This window comes from Novipirellula rosea (genome assembly GCF_039541335.1).
In the GTDB taxonomy this organism is placed as follows: Bacteria; Planctomycetota; Planctomycetia; order Pirellulales; family Pirellulaceae; genus Novipirellula; species Novipirellula rosea.
On sequence record NZ_BAABGA010000029.1, the window covers coordinates 110,923 to 134,696 of the forward strand.

General features: G+C 55.4%; 20 protein-coding genes. 6 read left to right on the forward strand and 14 right to left on the reverse strand.

Features of this window, described 5'->3' with window-relative positions:
* Positions 1-103: 103 nt before the first annotated feature.
* The 3 genes from ABD971_RS10365 to ABD971_RS10375 all read right to left on the reverse strand — a co-directional run bounded on the left by ABD971_RS10365 (position 104) and on the right by ABD971_RS10375 (position 2,832).
* A complete protein-coding gene (locus tag ABD971_RS10365) occupies positions 104-1,246 on the reverse strand; it encodes an iron-containing alcohol dehydrogenase (protein ID WP_339941090.1) in 1,143 nt (380 codons plus the stop codon).
* Between the two features lie 237 nt (positions 1,247-1,483).
* On the reverse strand, positions 1,484-1,837 hold the full coding sequence (locus ABD971_RS10370) for a VOC family protein (RefSeq protein WP_345321773.1): 354 nt from the start codon (positions 1,835-1,837) through the stop codon (positions 1,484-1,486).
* Between the two features lie 17 nt (positions 1,838-1,854).
* Positions 1,855-2,832 (reverse strand): aldo/keto reductase, encoded by a 978-nt coding sequence (locus ABD971_RS10375; protein ID WP_345321775.1) that lies wholly within the window; start codon positions 2,830-2,832, stop codon positions 1,855-1,857.
* Positions 2,833-3,161: 329 nt separating this feature from the next.
* Between ABD971_RS10375 and ABD971_RS10380 the strand changes: the two genes are divergently transcribed.
* Positions 3,162-5,135: a thioredoxin domain-containing protein gene (locus ABD971_RS10380; RefSeq protein ID WP_345321777.1), complete on the forward strand. Its 1,974-nt coding sequence runs from the start codon at positions 3,162-3,164 to the stop codon at positions 5,133-5,135.
* Positions 5,136-5,218: 83 nt separating this feature from the next.
* Here ABD971_RS10380 and ABD971_RS10385 read toward each other — a convergent pair whose 3' ends face one another.
* The 4 genes from ABD971_RS10385 to bioD form a co-directional block, all read right to left on the reverse strand.
* Positions 5,219-5,605, reverse strand: coding sequence for a DUF3127 domain-containing protein (locus ABD971_RS10385; protein WP_339941098.1), 387 nt, complete (start codon positions 5,603-5,605; stop codon positions 5,219-5,221).
* Between the two features lie 99 nt (positions 5,606-5,704).
* Entirely contained in the window at positions 5,705-7,144 is a 1,440-nt protein-coding gene (locus tag ABD971_RS10390; RefSeq protein ID WP_345321779.1) for a DUF1501 domain-containing protein, read from the reverse strand.
* 6 nt (positions 7,145-7,150) lie between these two features.
* Positions 7,151-10,255: a DUF1553 domain-containing protein gene (locus tag ABD971_RS10395; protein WP_345321781.1), complete on the reverse strand. Its 3,105-nt coding sequence runs from the start codon at positions 10,253-10,255 to the stop codon at positions 7,151-7,153.
* 261 nt (positions 10,256-10,516) lie between these two features.
* The gene (gene bioD / locus ABD971_RS10400; RefSeq protein WP_345321783.1) at positions 10,517-11,248 is read right to left on the reverse strand and encodes a dethiobiotin synthase; all 732 of its coding nucleotides are present in this window, start codon (positions 11,246-11,248) and stop codon (positions 10,517-10,519) included.
* A 34-nt stretch (positions 11,249-11,282) separates the two neighbouring features.
* Here bioD and ABD971_RS10405 point away from each other — a divergent pair, with 34 nt between their 5' ends.
* Positions 11,283-12,170 carry a carbon-nitrogen hydrolase gene (locus tag ABD971_RS10405; protein ID WP_339941106.1) on the forward strand — a complete coding sequence of 296 codons (888 nt, stop codon included), beginning with the start codon at positions 11,283-11,285 and terminating at the stop codon, positions 12,168-12,170.
* A 223-nt stretch (positions 12,171-12,393) separates the two neighbouring features.
* On the opposite strand, the gene ABD971_RS10410 is transcribed toward ABD971_RS10405, so the two are convergent.
* The 6 genes from ABD971_RS10410 to ABD971_RS10435 form a co-directional block, all read right to left on the reverse strand.
* Positions 12,394-13,467 carry a sigma-54 interaction domain-containing protein gene (locus ABD971_RS10410; protein ID WP_339941108.1) on the reverse strand — a complete coding sequence of 358 codons (1,074 nt, stop codon included), beginning with the start codon at positions 13,465-13,467 and terminating at the stop codon, positions 12,394-12,396.
* 221 nt (positions 13,468-13,688) lie between these two features.
* The gene (locus ABD971_RS10415; RefSeq protein ID WP_345321786.1) at positions 13,689-15,608 is read right to left on the reverse strand and encodes a hypothetical protein; all 1,920 of its coding nucleotides are present in this window, start codon (positions 15,606-15,608) and stop codon (positions 13,689-13,691) included.
* 249 nt (positions 15,609-15,857) lie between these two features.
* Positions 15,858-16,322 (reverse strand): hypothetical protein, encoded by a 465-nt coding sequence (locus ABD971_RS10420; protein WP_345321788.1) that lies wholly within the window; start codon positions 16,320-16,322, stop codon positions 15,858-15,860.
* Between the two features lie 46 nt (positions 16,323-16,368).
* Positions 16,369-17,718 carry a vWA domain-containing protein gene (locus tag ABD971_RS10425; protein ID WP_339941115.1) on the reverse strand — a complete coding sequence of 450 codons (1,350 nt, stop codon included), beginning with the start codon at positions 17,716-17,718 and terminating at the stop codon, positions 16,369-16,371.
* Positions 17,719-17,792: 74 nt separating this feature from the next.
* Positions 17,793-18,167 (reverse strand): TadE/TadG family type IV pilus assembly protein, encoded by a 375-nt coding sequence (locus tag ABD971_RS10430; protein WP_339941117.1) that lies wholly within the window; start codon positions 18,165-18,167, stop codon positions 17,793-17,795.
* A gap of 115 nt (positions 18,168-18,282) precedes the next feature.
* Positions 18,283-18,756, reverse strand: coding sequence for a TadE family protein (locus ABD971_RS10435; RefSeq protein ID WP_339941119.1), 474 nt, complete (start codon positions 18,754-18,756; stop codon positions 18,283-18,285).
* Positions 18,757-19,136: 380 nt separating this feature from the next.
* Between ABD971_RS10435 and ABD971_RS10440 the strand changes: the two genes are divergently transcribed.
* Genes ABD971_RS10440 through pncA form a run of 3 tightly spaced genes read left to right on the forward strand, consistent with a single transcriptional unit; the run spans position 19,137 to position 21,952 of the window.
* Positions 19,137-20,618, forward strand: coding sequence for a nicotinate phosphoribosyltransferase (locus ABD971_RS10440; RefSeq protein ID WP_345321792.1), 1,482 nt, complete (start codon positions 19,137-19,139; stop codon positions 20,616-20,618).
* Positions 20,619-20,643: 25 nt separating this feature from the next.
* Positions 20,644-21,333 carry an NUDIX hydrolase gene (locus tag ABD971_RS10445; RefSeq protein WP_339941123.1) on the forward strand — a complete coding sequence of 230 codons (690 nt, stop codon included), beginning with the start codon at positions 20,644-20,646 and terminating at the stop codon, positions 21,331-21,333.
* Positions 21,323-21,952: a bifunctional nicotinamidase/pyrazinamidase gene (pncA, locus tag ABD971_RS10450; protein ID WP_345321795.1), complete on the forward strand. Its 630-nt coding sequence runs from the start codon at positions 21,323-21,325 to the stop codon at positions 21,950-21,952. Before ABD971_RS10445 ends, pncA begins: the two co-directional genes overlap by 11 nt.
* Positions 21,953-21,955: 3 nt before the next feature.
* On the opposite strand, the gene ABD971_RS10455 is transcribed toward pncA, so the two are convergent.
* Entirely contained in the window at positions 21,956-22,573 is a 618-nt protein-coding gene (locus tag ABD971_RS10455) for a DNA-3-methyladenine glycosylase (RefSeq protein ID WP_345321797.1), read from the reverse strand.
* Here ABD971_RS10455 and ABD971_RS10460 point away from each other — a divergent pair.
* Positions 22,572-23,768 carry an amidohydrolase family protein gene (locus tag ABD971_RS10460; protein WP_345321799.1) on the forward strand — a complete coding sequence of 399 codons (1,197 nt, stop codon included), beginning with the start codon at positions 22,572-22,574 and terminating at the stop codon, positions 23,766-23,768. The two genes, ABD971_RS10455 and ABD971_RS10460, sit on opposite strands and share 2 nt — an antisense overlap.
* The last annotated feature ends 6 nt before the right edge of the window (positions 23,769-23,774 follow it).

A 23,774-nucleotide genomic window follows, 5' to 3' on the forward strand; every position in this document is an offset into this window, starting at 1 on the left:
TACAGGCAATGACTTTTGGAAGAAATGTGAAAGAACCGTGCGAAAATAGGCGTGCTCGACAATATCGGTGAGGACGTATTCTCGCAACCTGTGGTTCACATTCCTAAGCGACCGCGTGGTAGAGCGCGCGTGCTTTTTCGGGGTCCAGCGGGACGGGGTTGAACGTTCCGGTCCACTGCTGGAGTGCTTCTTCGGCCAACGCTTCGATCTCGGACGATGGGATCGACAACTGTTCAAACGACGTAGCCAGTCCCGCGTCACGAAGCCACTCGGTGACCTTGTCGGCCAACCGTGCAGGAGCATTTTCGTTGGAGGCGGTTGGGTCGATCTCTCGCAGCAGTTCCGCGTACCAATCGGGATGATCCAGCCCGTTCAGCCGAATCACTGCGGGCAACATCAATCCGACCGCTTGGCCGTGCGTGATGTCATGCCGAGCGGTCAACGGATTCGCGGTCGCGTGGGCCGCACCCAGCATCGAGGTTTCGATGGCCATGCCGGCAAAGTGGGCCCCGAGCTGCATTTGGCTGCGTGCTTCGCGATCATTCGGATCGGCCAAAACTCGCGAAAAACCTTGTGCCAACAGCCCAAATGCACGTCGCGAATAGGTCGTCGACATCGGATTGCGACGTTTGGTGACGTAGGTTTCGATCGCGTGCGAGATCGCATCGATCCCCGTCAGCGCGGTCACCGATCGGGGCTGGGTCATGGTCAAATCGGGGTCCAGGATCGCGATTCGGCAAGCCGCTCGAGGGTCGCCGCAGGGCATTTTGACATGCGTTTTGGCGTCGCTGATCAGCGCAAATGATTGAGCTTCGCTGCCGGTTCCCGAGGTGGTTGGGATGGCGATCATCGGCAATAGATCGGTGGTCGCGCGGCCGACACCTTGGTAATCGTGAATCGTTCCGCCACACGAATAAACGAAATTGATTCCTTTGCAGCAATCCATACTGCTGCCACCGCCGAGGCCGATCAGCAGATCGGGTTTGACCTTGGCCGCATGGCGGACTCCAGCGTCGACCATGTCGGAGGTAGGATTTTCGGCGAAATCATGAAACGATTCGACCTTCAAACCGCTCGCTTCGAGCGAGGCGACCGCATGTTCGAAATGGCCTGCTTTGATCAATCCAGCGTCACTGACGACCATCACGCTTTTAGGGCGGAAATCGCTCGCTAATTCGCCGAGTCGCGAGAGCGTTCCTGCGCCAAAAACCACACGCGTTCGGCTTTGGGTGTCAAATGGCTGCATTGCAGGCTCGAAAATGGGGTGGGAGGACGGCAAAAAGGTGGGCTGTCGATCGCAAATCGAACGTTGTACCGTGTTTACATCATATCTTGGTGCCCCAGCAAGGGAACCTACACGGCGATGTTTCATTGACGCCGAAAGGGCCGCCTCTTCAAAAATGGACAAAACCTCACTCGATCCACCCACCTTGTTTAAACCGCCGGAATGCCGAGAGGTTTCGCCTCATCGAGTCGCATGCCGTTATTGATCCGACCAGACGGCAAATTCGTTGCCGCTCGGTTCGGTGAACTGGAATCGTCGTCCGCCGGGAAACGCAAAAATCGGCTTGATGATCGTCCCGCCAGCCGACTCGACCTTCTTCTGCGTTTCTTCGAGCTTCTGGCTATAGAAAACCAGCAGCGCCGATCCATTGGCGGTCGTGGCGGCTTGATCGGATTGAAAGAAGCCGCCGTCGAGGCCCTCGTCTGAAAACGCACTGTACTGAGGACCGTAATCCACAAACGACCAACCAAACGCTTCCCCAAAAAACGCTTTGGTGGCCGCGAGGTCTTTGCAGGGGAACTCGACATAGTTCAATTTTTCATGTTGATTCATTTGTTGGAACTCCGGCGTTATTCGTAGATTGGAAAGAACGTATTGAACGCGGCTTCACAGAAATCACCCGGATCGTTGAAGCGGCGATGACGGTCCATCGCATCGATCGTTTTCATTTCCGCGTCGCTCAATTGGAAATCAAACACGTTAATGTTCTCTTTCAATCGCTCGGTCTTGGATGTTTTGGGCACGATCGCGGTGCCACGCTGGAGACCCCAACGCAACACGACTTGCGCCGGGGTTCGATCGTGATGTGATGCGATCTCTTTGATCTTCGCCTGCTCGATCACCGCTTCCCCGGACTCGGCCATGTTCAGCTGAAAATACGACTGAGCCCCAAGCGGTGAAAACGCGGTTACCGCGATCTCGGACTCGCGGCAAAACCGCAGCAACTTTTGTTGAGTCAGGTACGGATGCAATTCGACTTGCAGCATCGCTGGCGGCGTATCGCTTTGCTTCATCAATTCTCGGATCAGTGCGACATTGAAATTGCAAACACCGATCTCGCGAACCAAGCCCGCGGAAACTAATTCCGTCATCGCATGCCAGGTTTCGATCAGCGGAACATCGTCCGGTTCCATCTTCGGCGATGCCGCGTCGGGATCGGCGAACCAGCCCGGCGGATAGTGTTGGTCAAACGGCACAAATTTCTGCGAGATCGGGAAGTGAATCAGATACAAGTCGAGGTAGTCGAGTTGTAAATCGGCGAGTGTCTTTTCGAGCGCTGGTCGCACATGTTCAGGTCGATGGTAGGTGTTCCACAGCTTGGACGTGATCCAAAGATCCTCTCGCGTGACTTTGCCGTTACGAATCGCTTGACTCAGTCCGTTGCCTGCTTGGGCTTCATTGCCATAGTCACAGGCGGAGTCGAAATGCCGGTAGCCGCAATCGATCGCGGATTGGACGACATCGGCGGTTTCGGCTTGGTCGATCTTCCAGAGTCCAAGTCCCATCTTAGGGACGGAGCGTCCGCTTTTTAATTGGATCGATTCCATGATGTTTCCGTAGGTTCGCGTGGCCGTGCATTAAGATAGGGATGACGTGGTTCGCACAATCTAGCGGAGGCTCGAAGGACAATCCACCATCGCCCCCCGCTCAGCGAGTATCGATCCCGTAGTGGACTTGGCTACACGTCCCCTCGAGTTTCCAGTCGCCGGGGCGTTTTCCATGCATCGGCGGCGGCCGGGATCTTTAGCAAGATCCACTACGGGAGGGGACGGTTCCTGGGCGGGGGGCGTGCGTTAGAATGGCATGATGTGGTTCGCTCTAATTGCTGCAAAGACGCGAGCGATCCTCTGCCATTGCCTCTTCAGGATCCTGCCATATGACCTCATTTTATAACACGTTGATCTTCACCGTTTTGACGACGTTCGCGGCATATACGTGTCACGGGCAAGAATCGCCGAAGCATGAAGCGACCGATGAGGTTCGGCCTGCCAATCGGCTTGCGGGTGAATCGAGTTTGTATTTGCTGCAACACGCACATAACCCGGTCGATTGGTATCCGTGGGGGGAAGCGGCGTTTGAGAAGGCGGCACGCGAAAATAAGATGGTGTTCTTGTCGGTCGGCTACGCGGCCTGTCACTGGTGTCATGTGATGGAACGCGAATCGTTTGTCGATCCTGAAATCGCAGCACTGCTGAACGACCGCTTTGTTTGCATCAAAGTGGATCGTGAACAGCGACCCGACGTCGATCAAATCTATATGTTGGCAGTCCAGATCGTCAGTCGTGGCAATGGCGGTTGGCCGATGTCCGTGTTTTTGACGCCGAAGGGAAAACCGTTTTGGGCAGGGACGTATTTCCCAGCACGTACCGGTGATCGCGGACAGTCGACTGGATTCCTCAGCATCCTCGAGCAGATCGACCAGGCCTGGAAAACGCAACGTGATGCGGTGGAAACGCAAGCCGAAGCAGTCACGTCGCTCATCAAGGCGAATCGCAGTGGGATTGCCGAGGAAGAATTGGATGCGGCCGCCTCGGCGCTGAATCAAAACCTCGTCGACCGCGTTGCCGCATCATTAAAAGAGCAATTTGATCCGGTGTACGGTGGTTTCGGTTTTTCGGATGCCCAGCCGAATCGCCCGAAATTTCCCGAACCATCGAATCTGTATTTTTTGATGGACCGAATCGAACGGGAATCGACATCCCAGGATGAGCGTGAGGCGTCACTAAAAATGTTGACGCGAAGTCTGGATGGAATGATAAGCGGAGCGATGTTCGATCACATCGGTGGCGGGTTTCATCGCTACAGCGTCGATCGCCAGTGGCAGATTCCTCATTTCGAAAAGATGCTGTACGACAACGGCCAATTGGCGTCGGTTTACGCCCGAGCTTACGAAATCACGAAGCGTCAAGAGTACCGCGACGTGGCGATCGCAATCTGCGATTTCGTGCTGCGTGAACTGCAGTCCGATGATGCGACGTTTTACAGTTCGCTCGATGCCGATTCCGAAGGTGAAGAGGGCAAGTTCTATCGCTGGAGCGAACAGGAGATCGAGACGCTCGAAAAATCTTTGAGTGGTTTCGGCGAGTTTGCCTCGGTTTATCAGTTTCGTGAGGAGCCAAATTTTGAAGGCGAATTCTTTGCACCCGAGCCCAAACGTTCGCTGACCGAAATTGCGAAACAAAAAGAGCAATCGTATGAAAGTCTGCGGGATTCGCTTCGGAGCGTAAAAGACGAATTGCGTGAGATCCGTGAGAAACGCGAACGGCCGCTGCGAGACGAAAAAGTGTTGGCGGCTTGGAACGGGTTGATGATCGCGGGGCTAGCCGATTGCGGCCGATTGCTGGATCGACCCGATTACGTCGACGCAGCAAAGAAGGCAGCCGATTTCGTACTCGCAAAACTTGCTGTCGACGACGGAGTCTTGCGACGCGATTATGCCGCGGGAGCCAAAAAGCTAGACGGTTATCTCGACGATTATGCGTTCTTCGTCTCGGGGCTGATTGCCCTGCATCGAGCAACCGGTGACGCAAAATGGATTGATGCCGCCGAGTCGCTGACCGAGAAGCAGATCGAGTTGTTCTGGGATGAGAAGATGGGCGGTTTTTTCTTTACCACCGCCGAGCAATCGCTGTTGATTGTGCGGATGAAAAATCCCACCGACGGTGCGTTGCCGGCCGGAGCAAGCGTCGCTGGCGAGAATCTGCTGTATTTGAAAAAGCATTCCGGCGTGTTTGCTGAGAAAGACTATCTCAGCAAGCTTGCAGTCGTGGCGGCGGCAGTGATCAAACAGAACCCCGCCGCGGCACCCAGGATGGCCGCTGTGTTAGCGGACTACATCGAGTCGGACTGAAACAAAGTGGGAAAGGACTCCAGCCTTTCCTTACATCCATGGCAGGCTGGAAGCCTATCCCACATTGGATCAACGACTTAGCCCTAGAACGGGGCGTCGTCTTCGTTGGCTTCGTCGAACGCGTCGTTTGCTGAACGCGAGACCTTTTCGGTCATTGTGCCACCGGCTCCGCCGCCATCGCCAACCAATCGGAACGACAACGCTTCGGCGTTGAGGAAGTATTTAGCTTCGCTGTGCTCGTCCTTTTGCCAGCGACGTCCGTTCAGACGGTAAACCACTTCGATTTCGTCGCCGACTTTGATGTCATCAACGGCGTCGCAGCCATCTTTGACAAATTCAAGTGGAACGTAGTTGGTAAAGCTTCCCTTTTCTTGCTCAAGCACAACAAGACGCTTGCGAAAACCTTTGTTTCCGTAGGTCTTGGTGTCTTCGATCAAATGGACAACGCCGCTGACTTTCGAGTCGCTCATACCAAACCGCTCAATTCTTATTTCTTCAAAAATTCAAAATTCGTGATACCGATTGCGCCATTATGGTGAAAGCAACCACGATCTTGCAACCGTCCGCAATCACGACAGAATATCGTCAACGACGTGGCCATGGACATCGGTCAAGCGGAATTGGCGGCCTTGGTACTTGTAAGTTAATCGTTCATGATCAATCCCCATCTGGTGCAGGATCGTGGCATGAAGATCGTGAATATGCACTGGGTTTTCGGTCAAGTTGTAACCGTATTCATCGGTTTCCCCATACGAAATTCCTGGCTTGATTCCCCCGCCTGCCATCCAAATCGAAAAGCAGCGAGGGTGGTGATCGCGACCAAAACTCTTTGCCGTCAATTTGCCTTGGCAGTAATTGGTGCGGCCAAATTCACCACCCCAAATGACAAGGGTGTCCTCGAGTAGCCCGCACCGTTTCAGATCTTTCACCAATGCTGCGGACGCTTGATCGGTCGCCGCACATTGCCGCGGCAATCCCGATGGTAATCCGCCGTGATGATCCCAACCTTGATGATACAGCTGTACGAACCGCACACCCCGCTCGACTAGCCGGCGTGCTTGCAAGCAATTGGCGGCGAAGGTTCCGGGGTTACGTGAATCTTTGCCATATAGCTCGAACACCGACTCGGGTTCGTCGGAAAAATTGGTGGCTTCGGGGATCGAATTTTGCATGCGGAACGCCAACTCATACTGGGCAATCCGTGTCTCGACATAAGGATCCGACCCCTCTGCGAGTTGTCCTTCGTGCAATTGGTTCAGTGCATCCAGCGCGGCGCGGCGGCTGCTGCTATCAATCCCATCTGGGTTGCTCAAATACAGCACAGGGTCTTTGCCGCTGCGGAATTGGACGCCTTGATGCTTGCTGGCTAGAAAACCGTTGCCCCACAAGCGTGACGACAACGGTTGTCCACTCGCGTTTTTGGAGACCATCACGACGAAGGCGGGTAAGTCATTATTTTCGGTACCCAGTCCGTAGTCCAGCCACGCCCCCATGCTCGGTCGCCCCGGAAACTGGCTGCCGGTTTGCATAAACGTAACTCCGGGGCCGTGATTGATCGCCTCGGTGTACATCGATTTGACAACACAGATATCGTCGGCAATTCCGGCGGTATGCGGCAGCAAGTTGCTCATCCAGGTACCGCTTTCGCCGTACTGTTTGAACTGAAATGGGGATCCGACCAGCGGCAAGCTCGACTGGTTCCCGCTCATTCCGGTTAACCGTTGTCCGCCACGGACTTCGTCGGGCAATTCAGTGCCATGTTTCTCGTTGAGCAGCGGTTTGTAATCGAACAAGTCCAATTGGGATGGAGCTCCCGATTGAAACAGGAAGATGACCCGTTTTGCCTTGGGGGCATGATGCAGGGCTTTGAGGATCCCGCCACTGCCTGATTGCGAGGCCGCTTCGGTGTGCAGCATCTGGCTTGCCGCCAGTGCCCCGAAACCCATTCCCATTTGACTCAGCATGCTGCGGCGATTGAGTCCGAAACCGTTTGGTAAGTTTGTATTCATGGCTGGTTATCGCTTCATCACGCTAAGGTCAAAGTTCATCAATGTACCGACAACCACGCTGGTTGCTGCCAACGCGGCGCGGTCCATTTCTTCGTTGATTTCAGCATCGCCGATTGCCAAAAATTGGCTCGTGCGATCATCGTGTTTAGAAAAGTAATCCAGCTGAGCTTGGTACAGCGTTCGTAACGTGTCGAGTTGAGCTGGGCTCGGTTTCCGGCTGGTCGTTTTGCGAAACGCATCGACCAGAATGGCAGAGGTGTCATCGCCATGCAGCTGAATCAGCTTTTCCGCCGTGACACGTCCTGCCTCGATAAACTGAGGCCCGTTCATTAGCACAAACGCTTGCAGAGGCGACGAAGTGCGTTCGCGTTTGACTTGGCATACGTCGCGTTTCGCCGCGTCCAGCGTCATCATCGTGGGAGCCGGTCCAGTCCGTTTCCAATAGGTGTACAGACTTCGGCGGTACAAGGCGTTGCCGCTGTCTCGTTTGGATGGACTGAACGATTCTTCGATGTCGTAGGGTTTTACCGGAGGCCCGCCGATCGTCAAAACCAAACGCTGGCTCAGCGCTAGCACGTTGTCGCGGAGCATCTCGGCTGGCAAACGATAGCTGGGGAAACGCGACAGCAATCGGTTTTCGGGATCGTTGGCGATGGATCCTGGATCAGGGGTTCGGCTGGATTGCCGATAGGTTGCCGAAGTCACGATCAACTTCAACATCCGTTTGATATCCCAGTCGTAATCCACAAATTCGACCGCCAACCAATCGAGTAATTCAGGATGCGTCGGCGGTGCGCCTTGGCTGCCAAAGTCCTCGGGGGTGCGCACGAGTCCTTCGCCAAAACAGATTTGCCAGAGCCGATTGACGGCAACGCGGCTGGTTAACGGATGGTCATCTCGAGTCAGCCACTGTGCCAAACCAAGTCGATTACGCGGAGCGTCTTCGGGGAATTCAAGCAGCGTACTTGGGGTGCCCGGTTCGACGGGTTCGCCACGTTGATCGTACACGCCACGCTCGAGCAGGTAGCTTGGTTTTTGTTCAGGCAGCTCTTGCATGACCATGATCTCGTCAACGGCGTCTTGCACCGCACACAGATTCTTGCGAGCTTCTTTCAGTTTCGAGCGAGCTTGGGTCACCGTGTCGTCGATGCGACCAAGGTAGTGATCGCGAAGCAGTTTGTCTGTTTCCACAACGGGCAGTTTCGCGGCGGCAAGCCGTTGGATTTCCAGCTTAGTTAACTCGGTATCGTAGACCTGGAATTCGTCGACCGATCCATGCTTGAATCCGTTGTCGCGAAATCGTTCGCCAATGGCGATGTTGTCACCGCCGCCACCGGTGATGTTTTTTGTCAGTGCGTCACGAACCGTTTCCGTTTCGACTTGTTTCCCGTCGACGTAGATCGCCAATCCCGCGGCGGTGCTGGATCCATCGTTACAAACGACAACATGGATCCACTCTTGGGTGGGAATCGCCTGGACGCTGCGGATGCTGATCGCATTGCCGGGCCAAAAGTGAATCAGCGACCAGCTGAGCCGGCCTTCGTCGAGCAGCAGTTCATAACCGCGGCTGGCCGCGTCGGTCCAAGCACGCGAGCGATGAAAGATCACCGCCCGCTCTTTGACATCGGGTGTTTTGATCCAACACGAAACCGAAAACGGCGTAAAGCGAGAGAAGTTGCCGACCTTGGTATTGATGGGATCGTCACCGGTAAGGGTCACCGCATGTCCGACGATGCCTTCGGTTTGCAAATTGGGCGCCGACGGTTTGTCTTCGAAATCGAGGGCCAGTATCGGTTTGGCAAGCTGAGCTTCCGCGTCAATGGATTCGAGATCCGCCACCCATTTTTCTGCTTCCGCTGTGCGTGCATTGATCGTACTTTCGAGTGCTTGTGCGGCAGCGTCGGCGGCTTTTGTGGTCGATGCGAGTTGTTGTTCTTGTTCCGCCGTGGGCAGCGGCAACGTCGGGGTGGGGATTGCGTTAGTGAAGTAAGAATACAAGCCGGCCTCGGCAATGTTGTCGAAGAACGCGGACAATTGGAAGTATTCTTTTTGCTTTAGCGGATCGTATTTGTGATCATGACAACGACAACATTCCATCGTCAGCCCCATGATCCCGGTCGCAACCGTTTGTGTGCGGTCGGCAACCGATTCGATGCGGAATTCTTCGGGCACGCTGCCCCCTTCACACTCTTGCGGATGCAATCGATTGAAGGTGGTGGCCAAGATTTGATCGCGGGTGGCACCTGGCAGTAAATCACCAGCGAGTTGTTCGGTGATAAATTGGTCGTAGGGCATGTTTTGGTTAAACGCTCGGATCACCCAGTCCCGCCATGGCCAAACAAATCGGTCGCGATCGACTTGGAAACCGTAGGTGTCGCTGTAACGAGCTACGTCGAGCCAATCGGCTGCCATGCGTTCTCCATAAGCTTCGCGGTCGAGCAACCGATCGACTAGCCGTTCGTAGGCATCGGCAGATTCATCGGCCAAGAACGAGTCGATCTCTTCGATCGTGGGCGGCAATCCGGTTAGATCAAAGGTGACACGCCGAATCAACGTTTCGCGATCCGCCTCGGGTGCGAGCGAGAGGTTGTTCTTTACGAGTTTGGCTTGGACAAATGCGTCGATCGCGTTATAGGTTCGCTGTCCATTGCCGGATTCGGGGACGTCGGGACGCCTGGCGGCAGCAAACGACCAGTGGCCTTCGTACTGGGCGCCTTGGTCAATCCATTCGCGAATGGTTTCGATTTGATCTTCGCTGAGCGAACGTCCCGAGCTCGCCGGCGGCATACGAAGATCCGGATCGTCCGAAATGATTCGCAGATAGACATCGCTTTGTGTCGCATCGCCAGGCTCGATTGCGTACTCCTTGGCACCTTCTTCGGTGTCTAGTCGCAGATCAGCTTCGCGTGCCGCTTCGTCAAATCCGTGACAATGAAAGCAATTTTCCGAGAGGATCGGACGGACATCGAGATTGAAACGCAGCGGGGACGCCGATTCGCTGGGATCGGCTGCCCAGCCAGCGTTTGTGACCGTCAGGGCCGCAGTGGTAATGCCCGCAACGGTGCAGAGAAACGCTACCGTCATAAAACGGCGTGGTTCAACAACGCTCATAAAAATCCTGTTTGGAGGCAGTCAAGACTCTTGGGGGAGTAAGAAATGATCGATAGAGATTGCAAAACAGGGCAATCCAAGGATCAAATCAAGACGGCACGCCAATCCAGCACCAGTAAAGTTGGCACTGACGCAGGTAGCCCGTTTATAAGAATGGGCAGGCGGAGGGAGATGTTTTGGTGTCAATCTCCGCTTCTACGATAGTAATCGGAGGCCGGATCGTCAAGAAAAGATGACGGCGATGGCGATGTCTTGTTGCTGCTAATCGAGCAAGCGGTCGGCCCACGGTACTGCGGACGATCCGAAGCCAACTCGGCCCAGAATCGGAATCGGCGTGTAGCGGGAGATTTCGGCCGCATTTTCATTTGCCGAGGCGTCAAGATTTTCCGAGGTGTCACAGAGCACGATGCCGGCCGGCGTCATGCCACCGTGGATCGCAGCGGCGCAGGTCGCCAGCGTCTGGTGGATCACCCCCAATCGGTTGGCGGTCACGATTACCAGCTGGATGGGAGCCAATTGTTTGGCCAAATCGAGGTTCAAAATGCCATCGGCAAGCGGGCTGAGCAGTCCGCCAGCGCCTTCGATGATCGTGACGTCGAATCCGCTCAGCCAGGATTCGGCGGCTCGGTGCAGTTGATCCGCGTTGACGGTTTTGCCTTCGGCGGCGGCGGCGCGAGTCGGAGCGAGCGGGGCGCGGAAGCGTTGCGGACAGACTTCAGCAAGCGTGCGCGGGTTTCCGGCAGCGTTCCACAGGTTCATTGCGTCGGCAGCAATGATTTCAGCCCCACTTTCCTCGGTTTCGGCATGGCAATCGCTTGCTACCGGCTTGTAGACGCCCACCTGCATGCCAGAATGTCGGTAGTGCTTCGCCATCGCACACGCGACGAAAGTTTTTCCCACATCGGTATCGGTACCGCAAATGAACAATCGGCGTGCGGGTCGAGTGCCCGGCTCGGATGACGGGTGGGTTGTGGTTGGTTGAGTTGGATTCATGTTAGCCCCTTTTTAATTCTTGGATGCAGTGCTTGTGACACGCAACGTCAAACTCGGACTCGTGCAAATGAAAGACGCTGGCTCGAAGTCAGCGATGATCGAAAACGCTTCAAAGTGGATACGCGAAAGCGCCAGCCAGGGAGCTCAGATCATTTGTTTGCAAGAGTTGTTCAATGGCCCCTATCCCTGCCAGAGCGAAGATCATCGGATGTTCGATTTGGCGGAAACGATTCCCGGTGAATCGACCGAGGCGATGGCAAAACTCGCCAAAGAGCTCGAGGTGGTCATCGTCGCGCCGATCTTCGAAAAACGTGGCCCTGGACTGTACCACAATACCGTCGTGGTGCTTGATGCCGATGGTTCGATGGCGGGCGTGTATCGCAAAATGCATATTCCCGATGATCCCCTGTTCTACGAAAAGTTCTACTTCACGCCAGGTGACTTGGGGTTTCGTCCGATCGAAACGCGGTTTGCCAAACTCGGCGTTGGTATTTGCTGGGACCAGTGGTTCCCCGAAGCGGCTCGCTTGTTCGCGCTCGCCGGGGCCGAGATCCTGTTGTATCCGACCGCGATTGGATGGATTCACGAGGAAAAAGAAGAGTTTGGTGCGGGCCAGCGAAGTGCGTGGCAGACCACAATGCGAGCTCATTCGATCGCCAACGGGATTTGGTTGGGGGCGCCTAACCGAGTCGGGATCGAAGACAATCTCGAGTTTTGGGGATCGAGCATCATCGTCTCGCCTCGCGGCGAAGTGGTTGCCGAAGGGGACCAGAGCGAAGGGCTGCTGATTGCCGATTGCAACCTGGACGAAATCGACGTCGTCCGCACGCATTGGCCGTTCCTTCGCGACCGGCGAATCGATGCCTACGGCGGGCTACTGAATCGCTGGAACGCCGATCCGCCATTTACTCGGCCCGGCTGAGCGGGCGACGGCACGTGGCAAGTAAGGCCGGTTCCGACCAGCCGTGCTCCGCAATCGAATTGGCCGATGGGAACTATAATGATCTGAGCCGACGGCGCTAGCCGCTCGTTGATTTAGTGAGCCGTGACGCGTGAGCGGCCGGGTTCCACGCATTACCCGGTGCCTTACGGCCCACGGCTCACAAAAGGATCGACGTTTCACCGGTAAATACCGAACGACCTGTCTAGCTGTTGCCGTTGTCTGAATCGTCCAGACCGTAGTCTTTGATTTTCTTGTGCAGCGTGTTGCGGTTGATGCCAAGCATCGCCGCGGCCTTGGTTTGGACGCCGCCGCACGCCGACAAGACTTGCACGATCAATTCTTTCTCGACGCGGTCGACCACCAAACTGTGGACGCCGCCCTCGCCTGTGTCCGCTTCCCCGAGTCCCTTCATCACGACTTCGCGAGTCAATTCGTTCATGTCACCGATCGGTTTTTCGGTGCCAACGGCAACGTCACGGTTGGTGACGCAGAGCGGCAGCAGGTCGAGTGTCAATTCGTCGGTTTCGGACATCACGACAGCGCGTTCGATATAGTTCTGCAGTTCGCGCACGTTTCCAGGCCAATGGTAATCCTGCATCGCTTCGAGGGTGCCCGGCGCGATATGGACCACGTAGCGGTCATTGATTTCGTTGTAGTGTTCTAGAAAGAAAGAAACCAAGGCCGGGATGTCTTCGCGACGGCGACGCAGCGGTGGAATTTCCACAGGCACGACGTTAAGTCGCCAATAAAGGTCTTCACGGAACCGTTCCTCGCGAACCTCGTTCATCAGATCGCGATTGCTCGCGGCGATGATGCGAACGTCGGTGCTGAAGGTGCTGGTATCACCGACCCGTTCGAACTCTTTCTCTTGCAGTACCCGCAGCAATTTGACTTGCAGCGTGAGTGTTGTGCTGTTGATTTCGTCTAGAAAGATCGTGCCGCCCTGTGCCGCTTCGAAACGGCCCGCACGATTGGCGACCGCACCGGTAAACGCACCACGGACGTGGCCAAACAATTCGCTTTCAAGCAGGCTTTCGCTCAACGCGCCACAGTTGACGCGGACAAAGGGGGCGCCGCTACGGTGGCTCAAACGATGAACTGCACTGGCGATCAATTCCTTGCCGACGCCGGTTTCACCTAGAATCAATACCGAAGCATTGCTTGGTGCGACACGACGGGTGACGCGATAAACCTGCTGCATCGCTGGCGAATTGCCAATGATGCCTGCGATCGGTGGCTCTCCGGGACCGTTTGGGGATATGCCGAGCATCGCCATTGAAGATACGTTGGTGTTTCTTAGTCCAGCGACAATCGCCGTTCAGAGCCTCTACTTATAAGATATCTTCGACGCCGCCTCGTCTTGGATCTCTAGAAAAACGCTTTCGTTTCCTAAAAATAGCCTGCCAACTCCATTTTGGGTAGCCGATACCTGAAGGAGGCGGATGACCGCAGAGCACAGGCGACGTCGGACACAGGCGACATCGGACACAGGCGACTCTATTGATTGGCTCGTCGTTGTTTTAGCGCGGTGATCCCGGTTTGACGGTAAAGTTCGCGGTCCAATTGCGTCATTTCGGGCAATCGGTTGCGAAGTGCGATCGTGTCGAGCAGCTCGGCATACGCTTGTGGCGACGACGGAGGATCGGACATCCAACGGATCGCAGCGGGCCAGCGATCACTGTTAAAGGGGGCGACAGCGTCACCAAAGAAGACAATGGGCACGCCCTCACCCATGGGTAGCCGGCGAACGCGATCGATCAATTCAATCGGTCTGGCATCGGCCAGGTTAGTTTTGCTGACGATCAGTCGTAGATCGCTGCTAGCAGCCACCGCGCGTTCGGCTCCGGCCACTGAGTGCGCAATCATGACCGCGTAACCGAGTCGCTTCAAAATGGTTTCTTGGGCCAGAATCATTTCTGCCCGAGTTTCTATCAAGATTGCGATCGGCAGCGATTCCAGCGATGCCATCTCTTTTAATGTTTTTAGGACCAAACTGCTGCCGGGATAGTCGCGCTGGATACCCATCGCGGCGATGATAGTGGCCGCTTCGTAACGAATGCGAGGCTCGGCGGAAATCGCAGCGACGACCAACGGAGAAGGATTGGGGGCGGCGGACAGCAGCAAATCGTATCGCTGGTCCGCATCCGGCAACGAACCGATCAAACGCAGCACGCCGATTGCGGCAGGAACGTCCCCGCTATCGACTGCATTGGAAAGGATGCCGACCCAAGAAGCGGTCTGAAGCGTCGGAGCGAAATCGGAAATGAAAGTTTCCATCTGTTTTTCGTCACCCCAATCGGGATCTAGGATCACGCGATAGCTTAGTTCGGCTGCTAAAACCTCATTGGCGACGTTCAGCGGTAGCGTCCCGATTCGTCGCAACCGCGATGCGGCATCCGCCGCGTCGCGATAGGCAGCGAGCATCGCTTGGACTTCGCGAAAACCGACACTCTGGCGATCCGGATTTACGCTCCACAGAATTCGCGTTTGGAAATCATTGTCAACGGTTTTTGCCGTCGCTCGCAGCCGCCGCAACTGGCTGGCCAAAAAATCGATTCCAGCAGCCGAATCGATCGTGCCCGCCGAGACGCGTTGCAATCGTGTTGTGGCATAATCAATTTCGTCTTGGGTGGAATCAGGGGCCAACAGCGTGGTGACCAATTCGCTCGTCGCCGCCTTATGATTGATCCGCACCAGTGCCTTGAGTGCTGCCAGCCGTTCGGCTGGTTTGCCGTACAAGGCAAGTTGCCGCAGCGCATCGATCCCGCCATCACCCAGCCGCAGCATCGTTCGCAAAATATCGTCGCGCGGCGCGGAGGGCGAATCAGAAACAACATGGTTGACCAACGCGGCGATCGCAGGGTTTCCGCCTGCGAGGAGGGTGCGTACCGCATCGATGCGGGCGTCGACCGAGGCGGCATCCAAACGGTCGATCGCGGCGGTCAACCGCTTTTCCGATTGAGCGTTTGCGGTGGCAGCTTGGGAAAGTTTTTCGACAAACTTGCGAGCCGGCTCCTCGAGTTGGTCCGAGCGAACCATTCGCAGCCGCAGCGCGGGCTCGATCTGTTCTGCCATTGCGGCCAACATCGCTTCGTTGATGTCGCGGGCCGCCGCCTCGCTGAGCAGCGTGTTCACTTCGCTCCAACGCCCCACGCGGACCAGGGCTGCGACCGATTCGGCAAGCTGGATATCGCCCCGGCGAGCCTTGATTTGCAGTTGTTCGCTCAATGGATCCGAGGTTGCTTCGCCCGCCTGCTGGTCAGCCGCAGCGGATCCCGAATCGTCTCCGAACAGGGGAGCGGCGGCAGGGGCGCCAAACAAATCGTCTTGAGCAACGAGGTTTTCAGGCCCCGGAGCAGCCAGCATTAATGTGGCAACCAGGGAAACGACAGCAATGGCTCGGAGGTAGCAGGACATGAGAACCGTAGGTGGATTGCAGGGAGAACGCTGGGCAACACGCTCTCATCATAATCAAGAAAATGAACGACAACGTCGGATCGCCTGGATCCCGCAAAGAGCAGGGCAAATTATGGCCCGCCCCGCGTTTTCACAGGCTTTTGGTACCATGGGCGTTGGTTGTCACGGGCCGCTTGGTTCATCCAGAGCCGTGTTTTTCCAGGGCCCGCGATTTTCTAGGGCTCGCGTTTTTCCTGGCTGACGCAGCGCTTACTGGGGGGCATCAAGTGACTGGACCAACTGTTGACGAAATTCCCATTCGGGGGAATTTTCTGGTGCGGTCGCCAATCGCTCGATTTCCGCGAGCATCCAGTTGCGGTAATTCTCCTGGTGCTGCAGTGCTTCCTCCTCGCCCGGCAGCGATGGCAGTGGAGGACGCGCGTCCTTGGCTCGCTGTAACTTCATCAATTTGCGATCCATTTCCAATGCCCTGGCGACATATTGTTCGGACCGCCGTGCTTGGTCGAGTGATGGATCGCGGTGATGTGACACGGTCGCGATCGGAGCGTTCCCATCGATCGCGGCGAGGTGCGGGTCATGCGAATGCCGCATGGGAATCGTAAAGGCCCAGATGATGATGCCACTTGATACCGCGATGGAAAGCCAAATCCAACGCATGGGAGGGCGTTTCTCGGGGGGCGGAGGCGAGGTCGTTTCGATTGTTTCAGGAGTCATGTCTTGATACACCAGAGGCGACACCTATCGGCATGCTGTCGCAGGATTATTTCGTCAAAATGGTTGGCAGGTTGTTCGCGATTTCTTCGAAGATCGCTTTGAGCTGTTCACCATCATCGGCGTGATAGTGTTTCCCGCCTCCGGACGCAGCGACTTGTTGCATCCGTTGTTGATTCGCGCCGCTACCAAACGTCACCGTATGAATCGTGAGCGGATAGTTGGCGGCAAAGAACTTTGCCACGGTGAGCGGATCGGTGCCTCGGTTATGATTGCCGTCGGTCATCACGACCATCGTCTTGGCCGCATAAGGGCGTGCTGCGGAATCCAGTAACGCTTGGATACCGGATTGCATTCCGTCCCCAATCGCCGTATTCCCACCGGGATTTAGAGCATCAACGACGGTTCGGATTTGTGAAAAATCCTTCACAAGCCAGGCATCAAGCGACCCGCTCGACGCGTAGCTGGCGACCGAAACCTGTTCTTCTTGGACGGTTGTATCAAGCACGTTTAAGAACGCATCCACGGCGATCACCAATTCCTGCCACGGCTGCATCGGGCAATTGGGCAGGTTGAAAAAATCTTGCCAAGCCCATTGGTTGTAGGTCATTTGGTTGTAGCCAGAGGCATAGTCATAGCTTGTCGTGGTTTTCCCGTTCCCCTTTCCATTCCCTTTTCCATTGTTGCCTTTGGTTGTCACTGTCTTGGTCATCACACCGGCTGCCACCGCAGCTTCTTTGACCAAGTCCGAGTTGGGGTCCATGCCCTCAGGCCAATCGAAGTTCAGGTTGGGGACCATCGATCCGCTGCGATCAAGGATCAGCGAGATATCGCGGTCGACCTGCATGGCTACCGATTCTTGGCGAGGGCCAAAGTCGCTTGCGTTGAGCATGCCAGGGATGACAAACGGCACACGACCCGAGAGGGATCCTGTGTCACGACGTCCATTGACACGAATGGCGCTGGCGATCAATGTCCCGCTTTGCACCGCCGCGGTCGGTAACTTTTGGAATTCGTAACGGCCTGTTAAGCCGTTGGGCTGCGTGGTCACGCCAAATTCAATTTCGTTGGCGGAATCTTCGCTGCGAATTTGCAGTGGTTGCCCATCCACGTTGTTCAGCGCCGCAGTAGCAATCGCAGCGGCCTTTGCCGCTTCGACGGTTTGATGTTCGCTGAATGCGCGGCCGCCCGCACGGGCCGCCGCATCGGTTGCAACCATCAACTCGGTACGGTTCAGTTGCATTTGGGCACTGTTGATACAGAACGCGGCAAGCAACGCCAGCACAGGTAAAATCAGCGCCATCAACGCAAATACGTTCCCGCGTCGTTGTCGATGCGATCGCGTAAACGAAGCGGTGAGGATGCTGGAAACGGTGCGATGGAAAAGTCGTGTGGTCATGGGGATGATCGCAGCGAGAAACGATAGGTGTGTGGGGAGTTAACTCAATGAATGACGGCGGTGTTGGCAAAACGTTATTGTTCGTAGAACCCTTCGTAGCGTTCGGTTTTCATTACCGCTTGGGTTTCGATCGTTGTATTGGGTAGGAACATTGGCGTGAACATCGCAATCGCCTGCAGATCCACGCTGACCGTGACGGTGATCGTGGATGAGTCAAAGTTGACGTCACTGACGGTGACGTCGTAACCGCTGTCATCGAGCAGCGAACCCATGATGCGATCCGCTTCAGCGATCGCTTCGGCTCGGGTTGCTCCTGGCACCATCGCGGTACGCGCTGCGAAATAGGCAGCGTCTTGCGCCAAGTTGCGAGCCATATTCATTCTGGCAAATTCCATGCAAGTAAAGATCATGACAAACATCAAATTCGCCACGATTGCAAATTCCACCATCGCAGCTCCATCGCGTTTTTGGCGCGGTCTGCGGCGTTGGAAAGCGGTTCGAGTTCGGTGACGTTTCATGAATGTAATTGCGATTGAAAAAGTGAGATGCCGCTTGGCGTGACGTCTATTTTTTTCCGAGGTTTTGGTATTCTTTGCGCATCGTGACGCTGGTGGTCATCGTCAGATCGGTGAACATTCCCGAAGCAACCAACAGGTTGCCCGCACAAGGAACCGTGACCGTGATCGTGACGTTTTCCAATGTGTCTGCGTTGTCAAATCCAGGTGAACTGAAACTGACCGAACTACTGCCGTTATGTTGGATGTTGCGTTGGTCCAAGAATTCGATCACACGAGTCGTCGCATCGCTGTTGGTATAGCCTCGGCCGACACCACGGCGAGCTCCTTCGTAGGCGGCAAGCGTGATCGATTCTCGCAAAAATAGCATCGAGCACAGGTCGATCGTGCCCAGTGTCAGGACAAGGAGCACGGGGATGCATACAGCAAATTCAACCGAGGCAACGCCGCGGCGTTTTCGTCGTCGCGTTGCCGGCCGACCGCGTCGCGGCGGACAGGTGTTGGAGGTGCATCGTTTAAACATGGTTACAAATGTCATAGGGTTTAGACCGGTTTGCGAAGCAAGGAAGCCGGCTCTATGGGAAACCTAGCTCGCAATCTGCCAAGAATCGCTAAATTTGCAAGGTTTTTTCCTGTCTTGGCCGCATTCGCATGCATGCCCCCCTGTGGAATGTTCCGCACCAGACGAGGAAATGAGCAAAACCAGTGGGAAAATGCCAGCTTTCAAAGGTGCCAGCTCTCAAAGGTGCCTGTGCCCCAAGCGTAGCCTGCCTCCTTTGCGCCTAACAAAACTTGGATTCGGAAATCTCGGCTTTTCGGATGTCGCTGCCGAGATGGGTGAACCCGCGACCACGACAAAACGTCTATCCTTAGTGTATTGAAAACACTAACTGAGATGAGAGTATGGGCGAAAGCTTTCGCGGCAACGGATCGTTAGCTCTGCTGACGGATCTCTATCAACTGACGATGGCGTATGGCTATTGGAAGACGCAGCGGCACGATCGCGACGCAGTCTTCCACCTGTTTTTTCGCTTCAGTCCGTTTCAGGGTGGTTACGCGATCATGGCGGGCTTGGCTCCGTTGGTGGAAACGCTCGATGACTTTCGCTTCACACCCGACGACCTTGCGTATCTAGCAACTCTTCGTGGCAATGATCATCAACCGCTCTTTTCCAAGCCGTTTCTCCGCTATCTGAGTGAGCTGCGGTTGAGCTGTGACATTGACGCGGTTCCCGAGGGCACGGTGGTCTTTCCACACGAACCATTGCTTCGCGTTCAAGGTCCCATTCTGCAATGCCAGATTCTTGAAACACTGCTGCTGAACAGCATTAATTTTCCGACGTTGATTGCCACGCGGGCTGCCCGCGTATGCCAGGCGGCTCAAGACGACACGGTGCTCGAGTTCGGGCTTCGCCGAGCGCAGGGGATCAACGGCGCGATGACCGCGACACGCGCCGCATATATTGGTGGCTGTCATGCGACCAGCAACGTGTTGGCGGGAAAGCATTACGACATCCCGGTCAAGGGAACGCATGCCCATAGCTGGGTCATGTCCTTTGATGGAGAACACGAAGCGTTTGCTGCCTACGCGAGCGTGATGCCAAACAATTGCATCTTTCTTGTTGACACCTACGACACGGTGCACGGAGTCGCCAACGCGATCTTGGTGGCGATGGAGTTGCGGAAGCAAGGCCATGAAATGATTGGAGTGCGGTTGGACTCGGGCAATATGGTCATGCTCAGTCAACAGGCCCGTGCGATGTTGGACGCAGCGGGATTACCGGATGCCAAGATTGTGGCCAGCAACGATCTGGATGAACACCAAATTCAAAAGCTCAAACTCGACGGAGCTCAGATTGATATTTGGGGAGTCGGCACGCGATTGGTGACCGGATATGAGCAACCGGCGCTTGGTGGTGTCTACAAATTATCGGCGATTTGTGATGCGGAGGGGCAATGGCATGACCGGGTGAAGTTATCCGAACAATCGGTCAAAACGTCCAATCCGGGGATCCAACAAGTCCGGCGATTTTACAGAGCGAAGCAAGCCATCGCCGATGTCATTTATGATGTCCGCGATGGAACCGCAGCGTCGCCCCATATGGTGCCGATGGGCTGCGATCAAATTCGTTCCTTTCTTGCGGATGAATCCGAGGCAGATTGGCAGAGCGAGGATCTACTTGTTCCCGTGCTTCGCGATGGCAGCCGAGTGGGCCAGTGGCCTACGATTCATCAGATTCGCGAACGCACTCAACAACAGCTGGCAATGTTCTCGGGTGACGTTCGTAAATTGGTCGAACCGGCGGTCTATCCCACCGGATTGGATGTCCAACTGTTTGAAACCAAACGCAGGCTGATCGCGACGGCATCGCCGTTTCATGGTTGAGGTTCTTATCACGAAGAGATTTTCGATGCCGTATACCTATAAACATCCACGTCCCGCATTGACCGTTGATTGCGTGGTTTTTGGGCTGAGCGATTCCTCACTGAACGTCTTATTGATCCAGCGTGCGAATCCGCCTTTCAAAGGTCAATGGGCAATTCCAGGCGGTTTTGTTGACATGGACGAAGCACTCGACGACGCCGCTCGCCGTGAACTGCAAGAGGAAACGGGGATTGAGAATCTGTTTATCGAGCAGTTGTATACGTTCGGAGGCGTCGACCGTGATCCGCGCGGGCGTGTCGTTTCGGTGGCCTACATGGCACTCGTCCGCCAAGAAGATTGCCAGCCCAAACACGCCGACGATGCGGCAGACGCCGATTGGTTTGCTGTGAATTCGCTTCCCAAGTTGGGGTTTGATCATCAAGAAATTTTGAAGATGGCGCACGAGCGAATTCGTAGCAAAGTTCAATATCAGCCGATTGGATTCGAATTGCTGCCTCGTAAATTTCCGCTGCGTGATTTGCAGCGACTTTACGAAATCATTTTGGATCGCGAGATCGACAAGCGAAACTTTCGCAAAAAGATGTTAAACATGGATGTGTTGGAAGAGCTTGACGAGTTCGAGCAAAACGTATCGCATCGTGCGGCCCGCATGTATCGATTCAATCGCCGCAAGTACCAGCAACGTTTGAAGGAAGGGTTCCACTTTGAAATCTAAACACGAAGCCTTGATTCTTGTCGATATCCAAAATGACTTTCTGCCCGGTGGTGCCTTGGCAGTCGCCCGAGGCGACGAAGTGATCCCGGTGGCGAACCGATGTGTGCCGGAATTCGATAATGTGATCACTACCCAGGATTGGCATCCCGCGAACCACTCGAGCTTCGCCAGCCAACATCCAGGTCGCCACATTGGTGATGTCGTGAAGGTGGGCGATGCCGATCAAGTGTTGTGGCCCGATCACTGTGTTCAGCTGAGCGAAGGTGCTGCGTTTGCCGATGCGCTTGAAATCCGCTGCGACGTCGCCATTTTTCGAAAGGGCACCGATCCAGCGATGGATTCCTACAGCGGGTTTTTTGACAACGGTCACAAACACGCCACGGGACTTCACGAGTATCTCCGCGAACATCAGATCAAGCGTCTGTACATCATGGGGCTGGCGACCGACTACTGCGTCAAGTACACCGCACTGGACGCCGCGATGTTAAATTTCGAAACGTCGGTACTGATCGACGGATGCCGCAGTGTCAGTCAGAGTTCCGGCGATCTCGAGGACGCGATCGACGAGATGAAGGCGGCGGGCGTGCAAATCATCCACAGCGATGAAATCTTCTCTTGATCATCAGCGATGATCGCGTTTAGGTCCACTGACGAAGGAGTTGCCGCGATAGAAGAAACGCAGACGCTCGTCGATCGCCTTGCTGATCCCAATCCGCGGCGTGGCGTAAACATCGGTCGCAGGCGAGGGGGATCTCGGCTGAGCAATCAAGATGTTGCGGTCCGTCGTTAAATTGATTCCATCATCGCCGCGGTCCACGGCGAGGGCTTGGCAGAGCATCGCGGGGCCGCGGGTCAAACGTTTCAGGTCTTGCGTTTGACGGTTGCTTTGCATCTGCTGGATTCCCCACTGCGGCTGGATCGCGCGGATCAAAACCGCACTTCCGCGTCCCGGGCCTTCGGTGACGGCATTCATGCAGTATTTCGCGTGGATCGGATAGACATACAATGTGCCAGCGTCCATAAACATCGACGCGTTGCTTCGGGTTTTCCCACGTGCACTGTGGCTGGCGGGATCCCCGTCGGCCAAATAGGCTTCGGTTTCGACAATGATTCCACCGACCCATTGCCGATTCGTACGTCGCACCAGACATTTGCCAAGCAATTCTCGAGCGACGATTTCAGTCGGCCTCGCATAGAACTCGCGAGTCAAACGGTCTTTTTGAAGTGGCAATTTATTCATGACAAAACAAACTCGCGCTTTTGCAGCACGTTGGATCTTTCCCGTTTCGAGTCCGCCTATTCATGGTGGTTGGGTCCGCATGGATCGTCAACAGATCGTCGAAGTGGGGCAAGGGGCGGCACCCACCGATGCCGAGGATCTTGGCGATGTGGCACTACTGCCAGGCTTGGTCAACGCGCACACGCATCTCGAGTTTTCTGATTGCGACGCTCCGATTGGCGAGCCCGGCATTACGCTGTACCGCTGGGTCGGCCAAGTCATTGCAGCACGGCAATCGACCACGGGCCAAGCAAAAGCCGCGGCGATCGCAAAAGGTTTGCAGGAATCGTTTGATGCGGGGGTGAGTCTGGTCGGCGAAATTGCGACGCTTCCGAGTGAATATCCGTCGCAGTCTGATTTCTCACCACACAATCAATCTCCTGAACTCATCACGTTTGCCGAGACGATCGGGCTGTCACAACAACGCGGCGACGAGCGTTTTGCGCTCAGCGAGCAACATGTTCAAACACAACCCAGCGGTGGCATTAGTCCTCATGCGCCTTATTCGACATCGCGTCCGCTGATTGAAAGATGCGTTCAATTGGCGTGCCAAACGGAGCGTCCGCTAGCGATGCATGTTGCCGAATCGCCTGCCGAGCGACAATTGTTATGTGGCGGATCAGGACCATTTGCCGAGACGTTGAAACAGCTGGGTGTCTGGGATGCATCGCTGTTCCCGTGGGGCGATCAACCGTTTGAGTGGTTGATCGACCAGCTTGCCAAAGCACCCCACGGTTTGCTTGTGCATGGCAACGATCTTCAAGTAAACGAAATCGAAAAGATCGCCAATCACCCATCGCTAAGTGTTGTTTATTGTCCGCGGACGCATCACTTTTTTGGATACTCACCCCACCCCGTTCTTGCGATGTTAGAGCATGGAGTTCGGGTTGCGCTAGGGACCGATTCGCGTGCCAGCAATCCTGATCTGAATCTCTGGCGAGAGATTCAGTTTCTGCTGAATCAACGTCCTGACATCGATCCGGAAAAGGTGCTCGGTATGGGGACGATCCAGGGCGCCGATGCGATGGGAAGGTTCCGGCACGGACGATTTCAGCGAGGTGCGTTCGCTCAGTTCAACCTTGTTCCCACCAGTGCCAATACGTTGCAGGGGGTGTATCGGGACTTTGCCGAGCAACCCCTGAAACGCGGCGTATGATATTCC